Source organism: Pseudomonas sp. ASL3 (assembly GCF_056680425.1).
The window spans coordinates 4,312,278-4,332,566 of record NZ_CM155281.1 but is presented as its reverse complement, the minus strand read 5'-3'; the positions used below and the strand labels follow the sequence as shown (position 1 = coordinate 4,332,566).

The window sequence follows — 20,289 nt, the reverse complement described above, 5'->3', positions numbered from 1 at the left end:
AAAAAAAGCGCCTGCAATAGTGTTTGGGGGCGCTGTTGCGCCTTGATTTTTTCGGGTTCTCACGCCCGGTCGTTGATTTTGCAACGACGGTGCGAAGCCTATCGCGCACGCCTCGGTCCTGCAAGGGCGTCATGGACATGCGTTCAAACAGCGGGCTGCGGGCTGCCCAGTCGGTTAGCAACGTCTGATATCGAAATCGGACACTAGAGAATAGTCCGACATGACTCAGGGATTCATCTGATATCTAGATAGTTTGAATCTTTAATACGCTGGGGTTCCCTTCAGGACAGGCCCTCCCCATGCCCCGTCACAGCGACCTGCGTTACACCTTCGAACCCGCCTCGGGTACCACGTTCGAGGTGGTTGCCTTCACCTTGAAGGAAGGCCTGTCCCGGCCGTTTCATCTGGACATCCAGCTGTCTAGCAGCAACCCCAAGGTGGACTTTGGCGCGGTGCTCGACCGGCCTGCGTTGTTCACCCTCTGGCGTGGCGAGCAGGCCGTGCGCCGGGTGCATGGGCTGATCAGCCTGTTTAGTCAAGGCGACACCGGCTTTCGCCGTACCCGTTACCGGGCGGTGGTGGAACCGACCCTGGCCCGCGCCGGTTTGCGTTCGAACTGGCGGATCTTCCAGCAGCAAAGCGTGCCGCAGATCATCGACGCGGTGCTCAAGGCTCAGTCCCTGACCGACCGTGAGCAATTCGTTGGCGCCGCGCACGAGCCTCGTGAGTATTGCGTACAGGTCGGCGAAACCGACCTGGCGTTTCTCGCCCGTCTGGCCGCCGAAGAAGGCCTGCTGTACCGCTTCGACCATCGCGCCGATGGCCATTGCCTGATCTACACCGACAAGGTGCAACACCTCGGCGCCATCGGCCGCAAGGAACAGTGCCAGGTGCTGTACCAGCCCACCCCCGGCGGCGATCAGCCGGAACCGGCACTGTGGCGTTTCGACTATACCGAGCAAGTGCGCACCGCGCGCCAGGTGCAGCGCGACTACACCTTCAAGCACTCGAGCTACGCCCAGGAGCACGTCGCCGAAGGCCGTGACCATGAGCACCAGCAACGTGACTACGAGCGCTTCGATTACCCCGGCCGCTACAAGCGCGATGAAGCCGGCAAACCCTTCACCAAAACCCGCCTGGCCGCCTTACGCCGCGATGCGCGCATCGCCACAGTCGAGGGCGACGACCCGCGCCTGCAACCCGGTTTGGCGTTCGACCTGATCGACCATCCGCGTGAAGAGCTGAATATCCGCTGGCGCCCGGTGTCCATCGAGCATCACGGCACCCAGCACACCAGCCTGGAAGAAGAGGCGGCGGGCAGCGAGCAGGGCACCACCTACCGCCAGACCGCCGAGCTGGTCACCGGCCTGACCGACTGGAAAGCCGAACTGCACGACAAACCGCGCATCGACGGCCCGCAGATGGCCACCGTGGTCGGCCCACCGGGAGAGGAGATTTACTGCGACGAATGGGGCCGGATCAAGGTCAGTTTTCCCTGGGATCGCGCCAGCCAACGCGATGAGCACAGCTCCTGCTGGATCCGCGTATCCCAAGGCTGGGCCGGCACCACCTGGGGCGCGATGGCCATCCCGCGCATTGGCCAGGAAGTGCTTGTCGAATACCTGGACGGCGACGGCGACCAACCGATTGTCACCGGCCGTACCTACCGCGCCGACAACCTGCCGCCGTACCCGCTACCGCAGCACAAAACCCGCATGACGATCAAAAGCCAGACCCACAAGGGCGAGGGCTTCAACGAACTGCGCTTCGAGGACGAAAAGGACCAGGAAGAAATCTACCTTCACGCGCAGAAAGACCAGAACACCGAGATCAAGAATAACCAAACCACCTTCGTTGGCAACGACCGCAGCGAAGAGATCAAGCACGACGAACGCATCGAGATTGGTAACGATCGCAGCGAAAACGTCGGTCATGACGAGCAGGTCACTGTCGGCCACGACCGTCGCCATGAGGTTGGTCAGGACGCCTCACTGAGCGTGGGCCGGAATCAGACTATCCAGATCGACCAGGACCGCATCGAAAACGTGGGCAACAACCGCCAGGACAAGACGGCTGCCAATCATGTGATCGAGACCGGTGGCCATGTCGAGCACACAGTTCGCGGTCATTACCATCTGGAGGCCGGCCAAGCCATCGAGCAAAAAACCACCGTCCATAAAGTGCAGGTCGGACAAAGCCTCGTGCTGCAAGGCCCCGGCGGTGGCATCACGCTGAACGATGCCGGGATCACGCTGGAAGGCGTGGCGGTTTGGTTCAAGGGGCCGGTGACGGTGCAAGAGGGTGGCGTGGGCAATGTGTTCAGCGCGCTGCAAGCCTTCTCGGAAGCGCCACCTGACGCTGCCTTTCTAGGTCGCTACCTGATGGTGAAAAACGATGAACGCTCGTTCGCCGGTTACCGCTACCGCATCACCGACGGCGCAGCCTTGCTCGCCGAAGGGTTGACGCATGCCTCGGGTGAAACCGAGTGGGTTACGACCGATAGCGCGCAAGGCGTGCAAGCTCAGAAAGCGCTTATGCGTGATGACCAGCAAATCACCGAAGCGTGGCAAACCGATGTAGCGAGAGCCGACGACCGGCTTTCAAGTCCCGAACACCATGTCCTCTTCCCTGACGACTTTCTTGATCAACACACTGGAGACCTCGCCTGATGGTCGTACCTGCCGCAGTCGCCGTTGTGATGGGTGCGTACCGTGCCTATCGCGCGTACCAAACTTACGAAGCCAGCATGACCGCCAGCGAACTGGCCCAACTGGCCAGCGACATCGCCCAGCGCAAGGCGCAGATCCAACAAGTCTTGCGTGAGGCCCTTGAAGCGCTGACCCATGAAATCGACGTCAAGAGTTCGACCTTTGCCGTGGTCGATCCGGGAGGCCGCAGCACCGTTTCCCGACGCGGCGATGAGAATGTGAAGTTCAAGGTTTATATCGAACGCAAAATCCCCTTCCGCCCGGCCATCAGCCAGGTGTGCGCCATGGCGTTGAAAGCGCCAATCAAGGTGCCGCGCCGCATCCGCAAGAAAATCCCCGGTGACGTGATAGAGACAACCATCGACATCGCCCTCAAACAAACCACCGCATCGTTGATGTTCGAAGCCGTGGAGGAAGTGCTGGACTGGCGCAGCCCGCTGAAAGCCGAACCCAATTACAACAAACACAGCAATAAAGCGCTGCTGGGCGAACCGCCGACCCGGCCGCATCGACTGGGCAAGGTCTTCCCGTTCTGGCCGCGCCCCAGACAAAGCCTCGCGCCGGATCTGGTGATCGTCGAGTACCGCCAGGAGCCGTTTGAGACCGAAAACGTGTTTGCGGCGGTGGAGATCAAGTTTCCGGGGGATTGGGTGAAGAATAGGCAACTGGAGGACTACGTCCGATTGATGATGCCGAATTCAGGACGGAACCGAGAAAACATAGGAAAGGAAAAAGTTGCGCTGTTGCGCGTGCCGGAAGATTGCACCGTCTACGAACCGGACGAAAAAAAGTCATTCCCCAAAAAGGGTACAGGTGGAAAAAAATAACCATGAGTACAACCCACGAAATGTTTAGCACAGAAGAACGTGATGAGTTTGTCGAGCTGCTCAAGGAGTGGCCTAACTCAGAATGGGGCACGGAAGACGCCATGCACAGCGTCAGCCCTTTTATCAGTTTCTACTTTCCTTACGACCCCAAAAAGCATGTCGAAATATCGCTATTGATGGTGGATATTCACGAAGCCTTTGAAGCGCTGGCCGGCAAGCCTTACACCATGGCCGAGCATCCTGATTCGAAGCGACCCTATCCCTACGGGTCCGAGCGCTTGTCGGATCTGCGTGAGCTAGCCAGGAGTTATTTTTTATCTGACACCTTTGATTTCAATTATACGGATGAAACAAATCATGCGACCTCGCCTGCTACTGCCGGCTATTTTTGGCGCAGTTCGGTTTGGAATGATAAGGAAAAAAAAGTTTATTCCACCATTGAGTTTTATTACCGATGGCAGTGGTGGCAGGACAATCGCGATGCCTGGCGCCGCTTTGTCCTGCAGACCATTGAGTTGCTAAAGGCGGAACAAGTCTACAGCGGCTTCGCCATGGCCAATCCCTTGGAGTACGGCACCCGAGCGGAAGTGACCGTCTGGGAGCGTTCGTTGGCATCACGTTTCTATGGGCTGGATATCAACGATGCGTCTGCGATGAAAGACGAATTGATGAACGGCATTCGCCCCCCCACCTGGGCCTTTCTACTCTCCAACAACTGGCGCAACAAACTAGGTCTGCAACGCGAAGCCGTGCGCACCGCGCTGGCTCATCCGCGGATTACGGTCACCGAACTGGAAAGCGGCCAATGGATCGAACTGGGTGAGCAACCCGAGTTGTACCCGGTCGAGCAGGGTGTCCCTGAACTGCCGATGCTGCTGAACAAGCTGATCAAACCGATCCGTTTCGATGACTTGGGGCTGTTGGGGTTCGGGCAGTGGGACGGCGACCCCAACGAGCGCTTCACTGCTGCCGACAGCCGACGCTGGATGGCCCGTTTCGACGACGACAGCGATTGGCCGGAGCCGACGGTACGTTTCAATGCGCCGCCCGCAACCTCATCCACCGAACCTGCTCTTATCAGCGCCGTCGCGGGCATGCCTTGCCTGCAAGCCGGCTGGTGGTTCGCCGTGGGCCAAGCTGACTCGCGCCGGGAGTTCAAACACGGTGAGACGCTGCCCGCCCTCGACCGCGACGGCACTCACGTCTTCACCCTTTGGCAGCGAGACCCCGACCAGACGCCACCGGAGCCTGCCCGCCACGCTAACAGCGCAGAAGCCGCCCCACGCGAAGGTCGCTGGGAAATGGAGCGCGATCCCTGCGTGGCGTGCGAAGTCAAGTTGAACCAACCCCTGCCACGCCATCAGGGTGAGATCGTCCGCTGGCGCTGGACCCAGTACGGCATGCGCGCCCGCAGCGGCGAGCCTTGCCCGTATCCAGGGTATTGGGTCTGCGACTACCGGCCAGTCAACGAGCAATTCATGGAGTTCGAAGCGCCAATGCCGAAGGTAGACGGTGACGTGGTGGTCTGGCGTTGGGACGGGTTTAGACGATAAGTGCCCGGTAATGGCATTGAAAGCACCGATCAAGATGCCGAGCGCATCCGCAAGAAAATCGCTGGCGAAATGGTCGTGACCGAAACAAATGGGACGGATTACTTATTAGCGAAGTTGACGCTTCAAATTAACCGATCCCTCCCGACTCTCTTCTATATGCATTAAGACCTGCCTATGACAAAACACCCCATCCTGGACCGTACCGAGAAAATACGAGCCGTCACCACCCGCCTGCAACTGGACTGTCTGGACATCGTCTGGCAGGGCTGGCGTGCACGGTATCGATTTGTATGCCCGAAGGGCCATATTGCGTTGAGGCGTCTATCGGCGATCGTCAGTACCGCCGGAAGCTGCTACGAGTGCCGTGTGGATCAACGCACCGAACGGTTTCGGGCTGCTGTGGAGAAGGCCGGCATCACCTGGCTGGACGAGCGGTGGTCAGGCCGCAACGTTGATTATCATTTTCGTTGCAAGCAGGGGCATGAGTGGCAACGGACGAATGTGACCGCTGCCGCACGGTTTGCTTGCCCGACCTGTCCTCCTGTCGTCTGGAGTGACGGGCTTGAGCTGTTGCAACAAGCGGCGGCTCGGCGTGGCGGAGAATGTTTGGCAGAGACTTTCGGTGGGATGTATCAGAACTACCGCTTTCGCTGTGCGGCGGGCCATGTCTTTCAGGTCAAAGGCCGAGCAATATTGTGGGAGGGTTGGTGCATACGATGTTCCAGTTCCTCCAAAGGCAAAGCCACCCTGTTAAAAGATGGGTTGCAACGGCTAAACGAGTGCGCTGAACGACAGGGCGGTGTTTGCCTGAACATCCTTTATCGAGGCATGACACGCCAATACCGGTTCCGATGTCGAGCCCTGCATGAATGGGAAGCCACCGGAAACGCCATTATGGAGGGGAGCTGGTGTCTTAAGTGCCGCCACATAAAGCAAATGATCAGGTCTAGCCTGGACGTCAGGACGTTCGATAGGCGGGTGAATTGATCGGTCGCTCTTTTTTGTGCCCTGCGCGAACAGGTTCGCGCTTACAGCGTTGGTTGTCATACACACAGGCAAAAAAAAGCCACTGATGACAGTGGCTTTTAAAAACAATCGATCAGGTGAAGTACCTGGCCGACTGTCGAGGGAAACTGTGTTTAATAGCGATCAGCTCTTTTCAGTCGTATCGGAAGTACCACGATTCACTGATTTCTCCAGCGTTTTTTCGTTGTTCGGTGTCTTGGCAGTCATCTCAGTCTGCGCTTGTTCTACAGAGGCCTGACGTGAGGCTTTTTGCGAGACAAAGGACTGCGACTCTTCGGCGGAGGCCTGACCGGACAACAGAAATGAAGACAAGACGAAAACGCTGGCGATACCCATACCGGAGGACATTTTTAAAACCTTCTTGCTAGGCAAGTGCTGATTAAGTGCGACAAAAATATAGGTCGGGCGGGGTTTGAAACAGCCGCTTGTGGATAAAGCACTGTTGCGGTTTTGGTAACAAAGGGCGGCCCGTCACAAATACCTGTAGGAGCTGCCGAAGGCTGCGATAGACCGCAAAGCGGTCGCTGTGGATTAAACGCAAAGGTCGTTCCGACCTTATCGCAGCCTTCGGCAGCTCCTACAGGAGATCGGGGGCGACGCGATGCTTCAGAACGGCAGGTTGATGCCGAAGGTATTGATGCCTTTTTGGCTTCGCACGAATACGGTGCCGCCGTGCATCAGGGCGATGGCTTTGACGATGGCCAGGCCCAGCCCGTGGTTGGCGCCGCTGTTGCTGCGTGAGGCGTCGACGCGATAGAAGCGTTCGAACAGCATTGGCAGATGTTCGCTGGGGATTTCGGCGCCGGGGTTGGCGACGCCGATGCTGACGTGATCGTCTTGGGTCTGGATATCGACCCGGATCACTTGCCCAGGCGCGGTGTGTTGCACGGCGTTGTGCAGCAGGTTGATGAGGGCCCGACGCAGGTGGGCTTTTTCGATGCGCACGCTGGCGTCACCCTGGACCTCGACCCGCACATGCGCGTCTTCGAGGATGAAGTCCAGGTAGTCCAGGGTCGTGGCGACCTCTTCGGCGAGTGAGGTGGACGTCAGTTCGGTGGCCTTGCTGCCTTGGTCGGCGCTGGCCAGAAACAGCATGTCGTTGATGATCGTGCGCAGCCGCTCAAGCTCTTCGAGGTTCGATTGCAGCACTTCGAAGTAATGCTCGGCCGAGCGTCCACGGGTCAACGCCACTTGGGTCTGACCGATCAGGTTGGTCAGCGGCGAGCGCAATTCATGGGCGACGTCGGCGTTGAAGGATTCGAGCCTCGAATAAGCTTGCTCGACCCGCTCCAGGGTGGAGTTGAACGAGGTGACAAACTGGTCCAGCTCAGGCGGCAGCGGCGACAGTTGCAGGCGCCCGGACAAGTGTGGGGGTGACAGTTTTCGGGCCTCCAGGGAGAGGCTGGCCAAAGGTTTCAAGCCAATCCGCGCGACCCAGTAACCCAGCACGGAGGCGAACACGATGCCGATGGCTGCCAGGCTGATCAACGCGATCAGCAGCGAGTGCTGGGTCTGCGAGAAGGTTTCGGTGTCGATCGCAGTCAAAAAGCGCAGCGGCGGGCGCTGATCCAGTGCCGGGAATTGGCTGACCCGCACTTTGAACGGAAACTCATGGCCGGCCAGGGTCATATCACGCATGCCCAGCGGACCCTTGGCAAACGCGCGAGTCGCTGCATCCGGGTCACCGAACTCATAGGTCGGGTTGTCGCTGACGACCCAGAATCGAATGCGCTTGTCTTCTTCGCTGAGCTGTTTGAGTTTGGCGTTGATCTTCGCCCAATGCTCCGGCGTGCCAAACCGGGTGACGGCGGACGCGAGCACGCTGTAGCGCGCATCCACCTCGGCTTCGGGTAGCAGACCCAGGCCCTTTTCGACTTGCAGGTATAGGGCCCAGCCGATCAGCATAAATACCAGCAGTGCGACCAGCGCGAACATGCTGCTCAGGCGCAGGGCAATGGAGTTAGTCGGCACTGCGGCTCTCCAGCACATAGCCCATGCCGCGAATGGTGTGCAGTAATTTTTGTTCGAATGGACCATCCAGCTTGGCGCGCAGGCGTTTGATCGCGACTTCGACGACGTTGGCATCACTGTCGAAATTGATGTCCCAGACCATCTCGGCAATCGAGGTCTTCGAGAGGATTTCGCCTTGGCGACGGGCCAGTACGCTGAGCAGGGAAAACTCTTTGGCGGTCAGGTCCAGACGCGTTCCGGCGCGGCTGGCCTTGCGGCTGATCAGATCGATCCAGAGGTCGGCGATGCTGATCTGCACCGGTTCATGACCGCTACTGCGTCGGGTCAACGCCTGTAGGCGCGCGACCAGTTCGAGAAACGAGAAGGGCTTGCCGAGGTAATCGTCTGCGCCTTCGCGCAAGCCGCGGATGCGGTCGTCGACGTTTTCGCGGGCGGTGAGCATGATCACCGGCGTCTGCTTTCTGGCCCGCAGAGCGCGTAAAACCCCGAAGCCGTCCAGGCCCGGCAGCATGACGTCGAGGATGATCACCTCGTAGTCACTTTCCAAGCTCAGATGCAGGCCCTCGATACCGTCACGGGCCACGTCTACCGTGTAGCCCTGCTCGGTCAAGCCGCGATGCAGGTAGTCGGCGGTTTTCTCTTCATCTTCGATAATCAGCACACGCATGGCGCCACACTCACTTGTCTATGACCACAATCGGCGCGGGGTCAGCCGCTGGTTGTGGAGGGCGCCGATGGAACAGCCGTTCCAGCTGCAGGTAGATCACCGGCGTGGTGAACAGGGTCAACGCCTGGCTGACCAGCAGCCCTCCGACCACGGCGATCCCCAAAGGCTGGCGCAATTCCGCGCCGACCCCGTAACCGAGCATCAGCGGCAAGGCACCGAACAGGGCCGCCAGCGTCGTCATCATGATCGGGCGAAAACGCGTCAGGCAGGCTTCATAAATGGCGTCTTGCGGGCTGAGTCCCCGATTGCGCTGCGCGTCCAGGGCGAAATCGACCAGCAGGATACCGTTTTTCTTGACGATGCCGATCAGCAGCACGATGCCGATCAAGGCCATGATCGAGAAGTCCTGACCGAGCATCCAGAGCAGTAACAGTGCGCCGATCCCCGCGGAGGGCAGGGTCGAGATAATGGTCAGCGGATGGACGAAGCTTTCATAAAGCACGCCAAGGATGATGTACACCGCCACCAGTGCCGCCAGTACCAGCCACGGCTGGTTGGCCAATGAACTCTGGAACGCCTGCGCCGCACCCTGGAACGAACCGATGATGGCCGCCGGCATGCCGATATCGCTCTTGGTCTTGTTGAGCATCAGCACCGCATCGCCCAACGCCACGCCCGGGGCGAGGTTGAAGGACAGGTTGGCGGCCGGGAACATGCCGTCATGACTGATGGACAGCGGCCCTTCGCTCGGCGCATCGACTTTGGCCAGGGCCGACAGCGGAACCATTTCGCCACTGAGCGGTGAGCGCAGATAGAAGTAACTCAGGCTCTCAGCCTTGCCGCGTTGCTCAGCGTCGAGTTCAAGGATCACTTTGTACTGGTTGATGTCGGTCTGGAACTCATTGATCTGCCGTTGGCCGAAGGCATCGTAAAGCGCCTGATCGACGTCGCTGGTGGTCAGGCCAAAACGGGCGGCCGCGATGCGGTCGATGCTGATGTGGGTGATGCTGCCACCCAGTTGCAAATCGTTGGACAGGTCACGGAAGGCCGGGTTTTCCCGTAGTTTTTCGGTCAGGCGCTGGGTCCAGGTGTTGAGCAACTGGCCATCATTGCTCTTGAGTACGTACTGGTATTGAGCGCGACTCGGGCCGGCGCTGAGGTTGATGTCTTGCCCGGCGCGCAGGTACAACACGATGCCCGGCACTTTCGCCACCTTCGGCCGCAGACGGTCGATGAATTCGCTGACCGATACGTCGCGGTCGCCACGGTCCTTCAGGGCAATCCAGAAGCGTCCGTTGGCGATGGTCTGGTTGCTGCCGGTCACGCCCACCGAGTGGGAAAAAGCCTGGACCGCCGGATCGTCGCCGACGATTTTGGCCAAAGCCAAGTGTTTTTCGACCATGGCGGGGTAGGAAATATCAGCAGCGGCTTCGCTGGTGCCCAGTACGAAGGCGGTGTCTTGCACCGGGAAAAAACCTTTGGGGATGTAGATATAACCGGCCACTGCGAGCAGCAGGGTCGTGCAGAAAATACCCAGCATCAACCGCTGATGAGCCAGTGCCTTGCGCAGGGCGCGTTCGTACAGTGCCAACAAGCGTTCGCCAAAACCGGGTTTGGCGTTGGCATCATGCTTGGGCGCGCGCATGAACATGGCGGCGAGGGTGGGCGCCAGCGTCAGCGATACCACCACCGAAATCAGAATGGTCGAGGTGGCGGTCAGGGCGAACTCCTTGAATAGCCGACCGACCACGCCGCCCATGAACAGCAACGGGATGAACGCTGCCACCAGCGAGAAACTGATCGAGACCACGGTGAAGCCGATTTCTCCGGCGCCCTTGATCGCGGCTTCGCGCATACCGTCGCCCGCCTCGAGGTGGCGGTGAATGTTCTCCACCACCACGATCGCATCGTCGACCACGAACCCCACCGACACGACAATCGCCACCAGCGTCAGGTTGTTCAGGCTGAAGCCGAATACGTACATCATCGCGAGGCTGGCGATCAACGACACGCCCAGCACGGCGCTGACGATCAGGGTCGCGGACAACTGGCGCAAGAACAGGGCCATGACCGCGACCACCAGCAGCACGGCGATCAGCAGGGTGATTTCCACTTCATGCAAGGATGCGCGAATGGTTTTGGTCCGGTCGATGAGTACCGACACTTCCACCGATGCCGGCAGCATTTCCTGCAGCCGCGGCAGCTCGCGCTGGATGCGGTCCACGGTGTCGACGATGTTCGCTCCTGGTTGACGGAAGACCACCAGGTTGACGCCCTGTTGATCGCCGGACCAGGCCCGGACGTAGGCGTTTTCCGAGCCGTTGATCACCCGCGCGACGTCTTTGAGGTGCACCGGTGCGCCGTTTTTATAAGAGACGATCAGTTGATCGTAATCCTCGGGTTGGAACAGTTGATCGTTGGAGGACAGGGTCGAGACGCTGTCTTTGCCGTAGAGCGCCCCTTTGGCCAGGTTCAAGCTGGTTTGTTGCAGCGCCACGCGAATGTCGGCCAGGGTCAGACTCAGGGCCGCCAGTTTCTCCGGCGCGGCCTGAACCCGGATCGCCGGGCGTTGCTGACCGGTGATGAAGATCTGGCCAACGCCTTCGACCTGGCTGAGCTGGCGAGCGAGCAGGGATTCGGTGATGTCACTGAGTTCGGTGCCGGGCATCAGGTTCGAGCTGACACTGAGGATCAGCACCGGGCTGTCGGCCGGGTTGACCTTGCGCCAGGTGGGCAAGCTTGGCAGATCAGCCGGCAGCCTGCCCGCAGCGGTGTTGATCGCCGCCTGTACTTCCTGGGCTGCGGTGTCGATGCTTTTGTTAAGCGTGAATTGCAGCGTCAGGTTGGTTGAACCCAGTGCGCTGCTGGAGATCATTTGCGTCATGCCGGGGATAGCGCTGAATTGTACTTCCAGCGGGGTCGCGACCGAGGACGCCATGGTTTCCGGGCTGGCGCCGGGGAGGGTGGCGGAGACCTGAATGGTCGGGAACTCAGCTTCCGGCAGAGGCGCAACCGGCAGGCGCGGGAAGGCGATCAGGCCCAGCAACACCATCGCGAACGTCAGCAGCAAGGTTGCGACCGGATGATCGATACACCACGCTGATATAGAGCCCCTGCCTTTCATCGAGCGGTTTCCAGAGTAGTGTCTTGTCCGCCCGCAGGCGGGGTATTGAGTACCTCGATACGCGAGCCGGGCTTGAGCCGGGACTGGCCGTCACTGACCAGTACATCACCGGCGTTGGGGCCTTTGATCAGGGTCAGGTTGCTGTCTTGATACAACACCTGAACCGGGACCACTTCGACCTTGTCGCCGTTGACCCTGTAGGCGAAGTGCTGATCCATACCGCGCTGCACCACTTGCGGCGGTACTTTCAAGGCATCGCGATCGATAGTGGTCTGGATCTTGATGGTCACCAGCTGGCCGGGCCAGAGCTTCTCGCCGGGGTTGTTGAATTCGGCTTTCGCGCGAATGGTACCGGTGTTGGCGGCTACCTGGTTGTCGATCAGGGTCAATTTACCTTCGCCCAACAACGTGCCGTTGTCACCATCGCCAATGTAGGCTTTGACGACCGCCGGTGTACTGGCATGGACCAGCGCCTGCAAGGTTGGCAGCATTTGTTGCGGCAGGGAAAACTCGACGGAAACCGGGTCGATCTGGGTGACGGAAAACAGACCTGCGACGTCGCTGACGCGCAGGAAGTTGCCTTCATCGACATTGCGAATACCGACGCGGCCGGTTACTGGTGAGCGGATCTGCGTGTAAGACAGTTGCACCTGGGAGGCATTGATCGAGGCCTGATTGCCTTGCACCGTGGCTTGAAGCTGATGGACCAGCGCCTGTTGCTGGTCAAACGTCTGTTTGGAAATGCCGTTGTCAGTGGTCAGCAGGCGATAGCGTTTCAGGTCGACCTGCGCCACGTCCAGTTGTGCCTGGCTTTGCGCCAACTGCGCCTGGGCCTGCTCCAGCGTCGCACGAATCGAACGGTCATCGATGGTCGCCAACAGATCGCCACTCTTGACTTGCTGCCCTTCCTTGACCAGCAGTTTGGTCAGAATGCCATCGACCTGAGGCCGGACAATGACGCTGTGCAGCGATAGCACTGAGCCGATGCCGGTGACATAACGCGGCACATCCTCCTTGACCACGCTGATGACCCGTACCGGAATCGCCGCCGGCGCAGGCAATTTTGCCGTCGCGGGTCGGGTCAGGTTCCAACTGATGAGCGAGATGAGCGCAACAATGGAGACGGCGGCGATGAGGGTTTTGGTCTGTTTACGCATGCTGGAAAGGCGCCGGGCAAGTCAACTAGAGAGAGGGTATGAGTGAAAGCATAGAGGGAGGGGCTTTCAATCATCGTGAGTGTCAGCTCTTCCTTTATAGACTGCCAACCCGGTCAGCAGAATGACGGCTAACTGTCAGGATTGTCAGCAAGAGCCGAAGACTGTTTCAGACGTGTCTTGCCTGTGCCGGAGAGAGGCGGGCCGCTGAAAAAATGATGATTTCTGACGATAAAAAACAGGAGTCGTCAGTCGCGTTTTCGAGGTGATTGCCTGAAAGGTTGCTGAAATAAATCTCGGGAAAGTTCCTACGTGTATTTTTGAGTTATCTGGCGAGCGATCTTTTCCTGAGCTTTACTTCTTTGTAAGAGATAGCCACCTATGAGATAGCCATGCGGAATATTGCAATGAAAGGCAAAGCGGTCAGCTTCATGCTGTTTTCGGTCGTGCTCTTCACCTTTAGCGCGGGAGTATCGGCCGGCGGTGGCGTCATCAACTTCAAAGGACAGGTCGTCAATACGGGGTGTGAAGTTCGGCTACGTTCTGACGATCAATCGCTCGAAGATATGCAACAAGTTCAGGTTTCATCACAGATTACTCTCGTCGTGAATACTTATCGCAACGCCTGCAGTGACGATGTCATCCCTTTCAATACGACGTTCACCGCGCTGCCCTCTTCGGAAACGACTGCGGTTACCGGGTTTTCCACGGGCCAGAAATCCAATGTCGGCATTGTCACGCTGACCTATGAGTAGGGGGGAAACGTTCATTCAGCAGCCCTGATCAGCGTCAGGGTTGTTGTGTCGAAGGGCTTCGGACGATGCTCGGGGAGCAATCTGGAAACCTTCGGAAACAACTGTTTTTATTTTCGTCAGTCAAGGTGGAGGAAATGGTTTCAGATCAATACAGTCGATATGTTGTGAAATACGTAAAACCTACCTTTGCTCATGTTGTGCACTTGAACTGTCCGCTGAAAGCCCCGGTTTCCGGGCACCCATCAATAATTCTGAATATCCCTACAGAAAGTTCCTGCTTTGCCTGTTGCAAAATCGCTGTGTTCAATATGGTTTTCCTGACAGCGGGCGATAGGGTCGTGTCGTTATAGTTCTGGCCGTCCAATGATGGGCATACACGAACGAAAGCAAGGAATGTCGTTAGCATGAAAAAGCTCTCTCTTACATTGGCTGTACTGGGTGCTATGGGTTTAGGTGCAGTAGGTACCGCCAATGCTGCAAATAACGGAAAGCTGGTGTTCAACGGGACGTTGACCAACATTTCCTGTGACGTCGGTCCCGGCGCTGGGGTCGGTGCTGGCCCTAATGGCGATATCAACGTCGATCTGGGCAACGTTTCGTTCTCCGATATCGGTGCTTCGAGCGAAAGCAAGTTGGCAACCGCGACGCCTATCCAGCTGCTGGTCAATTGCAGTGCCGGTGTCGAGCAATACGACACAGTGAAAATGCGCTTCGTCGCACGTTCCGGCAGTGGTCTGGATAACAACGACTCCACACTGCTGCGCACAACGGGTGCAGCGGATGGTGTCGGTATCGGCATGATCAACGCTCAGAATAACCTCATGGACTTGAGTGGCACTGAGACCATCGACAAGCCGCTGATCAAGGATGGCGCGGGCGGCGCTACAGCCGAGCTGAACTTTGGAGCGGTCTATGTGCTTAACGGCACCACGACCAACCCAGGCAACGCTGATGGGTTCATGCCTTTCGTACTGGACTACGAGTAAATCCACCGGCGGGGTGAGGTGACTCACCCCGCCGCACCTTGGCTCAAGGCGAATGCCATCATGTTCTACACCGCAATTCGTTATGCCTGCTTCTCGCTGGCGATGGCGCTGGCCGTCAATGTCCACGCGGGCATCGTGCTCAACACCACACGAATCATTTATCCGGCCAAAGACAAGGAAGTCAGTTTCGGCGTACATAACCGAGGCGGCGGAGAAATTCTGCTGCAGTCCTGGCTTGAATCCGACACAGAGGGCACTGTCGATTTGCCGTTTGTGATTACTCCGGCCCTGGCTCGCATGCCGGGCGATGGTAAACAACTGCTGCGCATCATGTATGCCGGCGCGGATATGCCGCAGGACCGCGAATCAGTGTTCTGGCTCAACGTCCAGGAGATCCCGCAGGTCGCTGGCGAGAACGCTTTGCAGATCGCTATCCGTCAGCGCATCAAGGTGTTCTTTCGTCCGCAGGGGCTCAAGGAGGAACCGGCTCAGGCGCCGGATGAGCTTCAATGGCGTCTGCTTGGGGGCGACGTGCTGCAAGTGAGCAATCCGGGGCCGTATTACGTGTCCATGGTCAGAATCGAGGTCCAGGACGGTGCGACTCAAGTGATGAAAAAGGACAGCCAGATGCTGGCCCCGAAACAATCCTTGAACCTGACGCTTGCCAGGTTGGCAGAGGGGCGTCCATTAAACCTGAGCTTCGTCAGCATCAATGATTTTGGTGCGCAGGTGCCTTATCGGGCCACGTTGACTAAACGTGAAGCGAGCAAGGCGATCAGGGTCGCCAAGACCGATATCGTTCCCAGGTAACGATCTCTCCAGAACTTCTTTATTTACCGATCAATCCGGGCTGCGACATCCGCGCAGGCTCGGCAGTTTTGCGCCTGCGCGAAAGGACTCTGCGGCGCGAGAGATCTCCAAGGATTGAGTGAAGCAGCTAATGGAACGGCTAAACCGAAGTACGAAGGGATTTTTCTCAGGTCATCTGCTGTGCGCCGATAAAAGACTCCCCAGTTTCTATGGGGGCGCATCGGTCAGGCTTGGCGCTCTTGGTATGAGTGTCGGCATGGCGTTGACGATGCCGGGCATGGCATCAGCCAATCAAGCCAGCGAAGCCGGGACGAACCCCCCGGTAAAATTCAACACGGCGTTTATCCAGGGCACCGATGAGCCTGCGGACCTCAAGGAGTTTTTGCGGGGTAACAGCGTTGTGCCGGGTACGTACAGCGTCGACGTGTACGTCAATCGCGTTTTGAGTGGGCGCCGCGATATCAAATTCGCTCAAAGCCCGGGTTCAGGATTGATCGAGCCCTGCCTGACGCTGGAAATGCTTCAGGGATTCGGTCTGGACACGGAGCGTTTGCAACCAGACGCAAGTGTTGCCGGCGATCAGCAACCGACGGCGTGTTTCGACTTGGCGGCACAGGTCGAATTTGCCCGTGTCGACTACCAGCCCAACAGCCTGCGCTTGAATATCAGCGTACCGCAGGCCGCCATGGCGCGAAATGCCCGGGGTTACGTTTCCCCCGAGCTCTGGGATCAAGGTGAGACTGCCGCTTTCATCAATTACAACTTCAACGGGGTTCGTCGGCGCATTCATCAAGAGAGCACGGACCAATATTTCCTGGGGCTGCGCAACGGTCTGAACCTGGGAGCCTGGCGTCTGCGCAACGAGTCTTCACTGACCGACGGCGACAATCAGCCTTATCGCTTCAGCAGTAACCGCACATACGCCCAACGCGACCTCACGGGCCTCAAGAGTCAACTGACACTCGGTGAGATTTACTCCAACTCGCTGATCTTCGACAGTGTGCGTTTCAGGGGGGCCGAGATCGGCTCCGATGACGGCATGTTGCCTGACAGCGAGCGTGTTTACGCCCCGACGATTCGAGGCATCGCCGAGACCAATGCCACGGTGGAAGTTCGCCAGAACGGCTTTCTGCTGTACAGCGGCAACGTCTCTCCGGGTCCGTTCGAGATCACCGATATTTATCCCAGTGGCTCCAATGGTGATCTGTTAGTCACGGTGGTGGAGGCGGATGGGCGCACGCGTTCGTTTACCCAGGCGTTCACCTCGTTGCCGATCATGGTGCCGCAAGGGGCGTTGCGTTACAGCCTGGCGGTCGGTCAATACGACAGCAATGCCGATCATCAGGCGTCACCGGCCTTCACCAGTGGCACGCTGGTTTATGGCGTGTCCGAGCGGCTTACCGGCTTCGGTGGTCTGCAATGGGCCGAGGATTATCAGGCGGGTAATGTCGGCGCTGGGATCAATACCGGCCTGGGCGCGTTCTCGGCCGACCTGACACAGTCGATCAGTCAGGTTCGACATCAGAGCCATCAGGGACAAAGCTCGCGGCTGCGCTACGCCAACACTCTCGATGCGACGAGCACCACCTTTGCCGTCGCCGGCTACCGTTATTCCACCGACCGATACCGCACGCTGGAAGAGCACGTCGATGAACTCGATGCTCGCGTCAGCCAAACAGTCATCGGCCGGGCAAAGGATCGACTGGAACTCAATGTCACCCAGTCGTTGCCCACGCATTACGGCTCAGTGAGCCTGACCGCCAGCGATCAGCGTTATTGGAATTTGCCGGGCAAAACCCGTCAGCTTTATCTGGCTTACAACGGTGCGTGGAGGACCGTCAACGACTGGAACTCAATGTCACCCAGTCGTTGCCCACGCATTACGGCTCAGTGAGCCTGACCGCCAGCGATCAGCGTTATTGGAATTTGCCGGGCAAAACCCGTCAGCTTTATCTGGCTTACAACGGTGCGTGGAGGACCGTCAACTACAGCCTTTCGATCGAGCGTAATGAGCAATTGGACGCCGACGGACAGGCCGACACCGATCACCGCGTCTCCTTGAGCCTGACGGTGCCGCTGGGCTCGAGTTCCACATCGTCTCGGGCTTCGTTCAATCTGGTGCGCGATAGCGGCGGTGACTACAACGCCCAGACCGGCCTCCATGGCCAGGTTCTGGACAACAGAAACGCCTTCTATTCGCTACAGGCCGGGCATGACAGCAGTTCCGGCTCGTTCGGCTCCGGCAAGCTCAATACCACCACGACCTATGGTCGTTTCGAGGCCGGGTACAGCCAGGGCCGCGACTACGATGCCATGAGCCTGGGGGCGTCCGGTTCATTGGTCGCCCACGGCGGCGGAGTGAATTTCGGCCAGCCTTTGGGTGAGACTTTTGCCTTGGTTGAAGTGCCCGAGGTCCGCGGCGCGAAATTGACCACCTATAACCACGTCGAAACATCGGCCAATGGTTACGCGATATTGCCGTATGCCCAGCCTTATCGAACCAACTGGATCAGCCTGGATACCCGGAATTTGGGGGCGGATGTCGACGTAGATAACGCCATCGTTCAAGTGGTGCCACGGCGCGGCGCGGTGAGTGTCGTTCACTTCAAGGCGTCGGTCGGCCGCCGCGTGCAATTCGAGCTGATGCGCGCCGACGGCAGCAAGGTGCCATTGGGTGCCAGCGTCGAGGATGAGCACGGCAAGTCATTGGCGGTGGTCGACCCCACCAGCCGTGCCCTGGTGTTGAGCGATCAGGATCAAGGTGTGTTGCGGGTGAAGTGGTCCGATCAAGGCTGTCAGGTGTCCTACAGCCTGCCGCCGAAAGATCCACAGCGCGCCTATGAGCGACTGAAGGTCATCTGCCAATGAACCTGTTGAACAGACTCAATGGGCTGCTGATCTGCGTGGCGCTGACGTTCTTATCCAGCGCAGGTGCTCAGGCCGCTGTTTCCCTTACCGGGACGCGGTTGATCTTCGACGGGGCGTTTCGCGAAGTCAGCATCGAGGCGATCAATCGAAGCAGTCGCGAGGTCTTGCTCCAGGCCTGGTTGGGTGATACGGCGGATGCGGACGGTGGTGTGCCCGATGATCTGCCCTTTGCCGTCACGCCGCATCTGTCGCAACTTCTCCCGAACGGCAAACAGGCGCTGCGGATTCTGTATGAGGGTGTCGGCATGCCGCAGGGGCAGGAGTCGCTGTTGCATCTGTATGTGATGGAAATCCCCCGGCGTGCGGACGGTGAAAACCAGCTGAGCATTGCCATCCGCCAACGTATCAACGTGTTCTATCGGCCTCCGGGTTTGCCTGGAGATCCAGCCGATACCGCACAGGCGCTGCATTGGCATCTGGCCCGCGATGCGGCGGGCGCAACTTCGTTGCAGGTCAATAACCAGACGGTCTATCACGCCTCGCTCCAGCATCTGCAACTCGAGGGCATCTCTGGAAAACAGGAGGTCAGCGATTACCTGTTGCTGCCACCGGGGGCGACCCGAAGCTTGCCTCTGAAGCAGGCCTATACCGATGGGCAGCGCCTGACCTTCACCGCGCTGACCGATTATGGCGGCCAACGCCAGTACCTCGCCGAGGTGAATGGACATGCGCCGTTCAACGCGCGATTGCTGCCGGACTCTGCCCCTTTCAAGGACGTTCTCCCATGACCGATTTTCGCTGGATTCGACTTTTACTGCTGGCGCTGTCGCTCGGCCCTGCGACGTGCTTCGCCCTGGTGTGCAAGGAGCAGAACAGCGGTTCTGCCGTGATTCAGGCCGATCTGGGCAGCACCGTCGCCATTCCGGCCTCGGCGCCTGAAGGGACCATTATCTGGCGCTCCGACCGATTCAACGTTCAGGTCGAGTGCTTCAAGGACGGTCTGCAAGGGCAACAGGAAGAGGTATTTATTTACCTGAACCCGGACAGTCTGCTGATCGGCCAGGGCATTCGTGCGGGTCTGACCGTCGACGGTGTCGATTATCTGCAGGGCAGTGGCCGGATCAGTACGCGTCAGAGCCTCCCGGCTTGCCATGAAGGCAACTCGAACATCGGGGCCTGTCCGCGTATCACGTTCAACCTGGCATTCTCGGTGTTCATTCAGAAATTCGGTCCGACGCCGCCGTCAGGCGTGGGCAGTCATCTGCTGAACTATCGGCTGTTTCAACTCGATAGCGCTGCGGGTTTGAACCCGTTGCCGGGTCATAACCTGAGCTATGTCATCAATAACCTTAACGGCCTGCGGTTTATTGCCTGCGACGCCGAATTGCAGGTTATCCCGGAGACGGTCGAGTTTGGCTTGATAGGGATTCAGCAAGTGGCGATCGGCCGGGTGATCGATCGTCGTCCGTTTTCGCTGGTGACCAGCCGCACCTGCGACACACCGTTCAGCCTCTCCGCGCAGTTCAAGCCAGTGTCGGGTGTGTTGTCCGGCGACTTTTTGCTACCGGTGGCCAACAATGGCATCGGCATTCGCATCGTCAATGCGCGCAACGGCGCGACGCTGCCTTACAACCAGCCTTTCCATCTGGCCGATCTGCTGGAGCAGAGCCAGTCGGCAAAGGCTGATTTCGAGGCCGAATTGGTCTGGCAGAGCACAACACCCAAGGCGGGAGCGTTCGAGGCCGAGGTGATTGTTGACCTGTTTTACAAATAGCAGGCGATAGGAGGCTGTCGGTGATGGCGGCAGGTCGTCGGCGATTCAGGTATGCTGCCCGGCCTT

13 protein-coding genes and 2 pseudogenes are annotated in these 20,289 nt (G+C 58.7%); 10 read left to right on the top strand and 5 right to left on the bottom strand.

What is annotated here, in order from left to right:
- Positions 1–299: 299 nt before the first annotated feature.
- The 3 genes from AC1MEE_RS20060 to AC1MEE_RS20050 are packed head-to-tail and all read left to right on the top strand — an operon-like array spanning position 300 to position 5,088.
- Positions 300–2,669, top strand: coding sequence for a type VI secretion system Vgr family protein (locus AC1MEE_RS20060; protein WP_480411310.1), 2,370 nt, complete (start codon positions 300–302; stop codon positions 2,667–2,669).
- The gene (locus AC1MEE_RS20055; RefSeq protein ID WP_480411309.1) at positions 2,669–3,535 is read left to right on the top strand and encodes a VRR-NUC domain-containing protein; all 867 of its coding nucleotides are present in this window, start codon (positions 2,669–2,671) and stop codon (positions 3,533–3,535) included. Before AC1MEE_RS20060 ends, AC1MEE_RS20055 begins: the two co-directional genes overlap by 1 nt.
- Positions 3,536–3,537: 2 nt before the next feature.
- Complete coding sequence (locus AC1MEE_RS20050) at positions 3,538–5,088, top strand: type VI immunity family protein (RefSeq protein WP_480411308.1); 1,551 nt, start codon at positions 3,538–3,540, stop codon at positions 5,086–5,088.
- Positions 5,089–6,237: 1,149 nt separating this feature from the next.
- Here the strand turns inward: AC1MEE_RS20050 and AC1MEE_RS20045 are convergent.
- The 5 genes from AC1MEE_RS20045 to AC1MEE_RS20025 form a co-directional block, all read right to left on the bottom strand.
- Positions 6,238–6,450, bottom strand: a complete 213-nt coding sequence (locus AC1MEE_RS20045; RefSeq protein WP_480411307.1) for a hypothetical protein — start codon at positions 6,448–6,450, stop codon at positions 6,238–6,240.
- 270 nt (positions 6,451–6,720) lie between these two features.
- Positions 6,721–8,085: a heavy metal sensor histidine kinase gene (locus AC1MEE_RS20040; RefSeq protein WP_480411306.1), complete on the bottom strand. Its 1,365-nt coding sequence runs from the start codon at positions 8,083–8,085 to the stop codon at positions 6,721–6,723.
- Positions 8,075–8,752 carry a heavy metal response regulator transcription factor gene (locus AC1MEE_RS20035; RefSeq protein ID WP_480411305.1) on the bottom strand — a complete coding sequence of 226 codons (678 nt, stop codon included), beginning with the start codon at positions 8,750–8,752 and terminating at the stop codon, positions 8,075–8,077. The genes AC1MEE_RS20040 and AC1MEE_RS20035 overlap by 11 nt, the downstream gene beginning before the upstream one ends.
- A 10-nt stretch (positions 8,753–8,762) precedes the next feature.
- On the bottom strand, positions 8,763–11,876 hold the full coding sequence (locus AC1MEE_RS20030; RefSeq protein WP_480411304.1) for a multidrug efflux RND transporter permease subunit: 3,114 nt from the start codon (positions 11,874–11,876) through the stop codon (positions 8,763–8,765).
- Positions 11,873–13,033 (bottom strand): efflux RND transporter periplasmic adaptor subunit, encoded by a 1,161-nt coding sequence (locus AC1MEE_RS20025; protein ID WP_480411303.1) that lies wholly within the window; start codon positions 13,031–13,033, stop codon positions 11,873–11,875. Before AC1MEE_RS20025 ends, AC1MEE_RS20030 begins: the two co-directional genes overlap by 4 nt.
- 389 nt (positions 13,034–13,422) lie before the next feature.
- On the opposite strand from AC1MEE_RS20025, the gene AC1MEE_RS20020 reads away from it, so the two are divergent.
- The 7 genes and pseudogenes from AC1MEE_RS20020 to AC1MEE_RS19990 all read left to right on the top strand — a co-directional run bounded on the left by AC1MEE_RS20020 (position 13,423) and on the right by AC1MEE_RS19990 (position 20,223).
- On the top strand, positions 13,423–13,785 hold the full coding sequence (locus tag AC1MEE_RS20020; protein ID WP_480411302.1) for a hypothetical protein: 363 nt from the start codon (positions 13,423–13,425) through the stop codon (positions 13,783–13,785).
- A 404-nt stretch (positions 13,786–14,189) separates the two neighbouring features.
- Positions 14,190–14,771 carry a fimbrial protein gene (locus tag AC1MEE_RS20015; RefSeq protein WP_480411301.1) on the top strand — a complete coding sequence of 194 codons (582 nt, stop codon included), beginning with the start codon at positions 14,190–14,192 and terminating at the stop codon, positions 14,769–14,771.
- 60 nt (positions 14,772–14,831) lie between these two features.
- Positions 14,832–15,581, top strand: coding sequence for a fimbrial biogenesis chaperone (locus AC1MEE_RS20010; protein WP_480411300.1), 750 nt, complete (start codon positions 14,832–14,834; stop codon positions 15,579–15,581).
- A 244-nt stretch (positions 15,582–15,825) separates the two neighbouring features.
- A pseudogene (locus AC1MEE_RS20005) lies at positions 15,826–17,382 on the top strand (fimbria/pilus outer membrane usher protein); the annotation flags it as partial.
- A 35-nt stretch (positions 17,383–17,417) separates the two neighbouring features.
- A pseudogene (locus tag AC1MEE_RS20000) lies at positions 17,418–18,449 on the top strand (fimbria/pilus outer membrane usher protein); the annotation flags it as partial.
- Complete coding sequence (locus tag AC1MEE_RS19995) at positions 18,446–19,237, top strand: fimbrial biogenesis chaperone (RefSeq protein WP_480411299.1); 792 nt, start codon at positions 18,446–18,448, stop codon at positions 19,235–19,237. The pseudogene AC1MEE_RS20000 and the gene AC1MEE_RS19995, both read left to right, overlap by 4 nt.
- Positions 19,234–20,223 (top strand): fimbrial protein, encoded by a 990-nt coding sequence (locus AC1MEE_RS19990; protein ID WP_480411298.1) that lies wholly within the window; start codon positions 19,234–19,236, stop codon positions 20,221–20,223. The genes AC1MEE_RS19995 and AC1MEE_RS19990 overlap by 4 nt, the downstream gene beginning before the upstream one ends.
- The last annotated feature ends 66 nt before the right edge of the window (positions 20,224–20,289 follow it).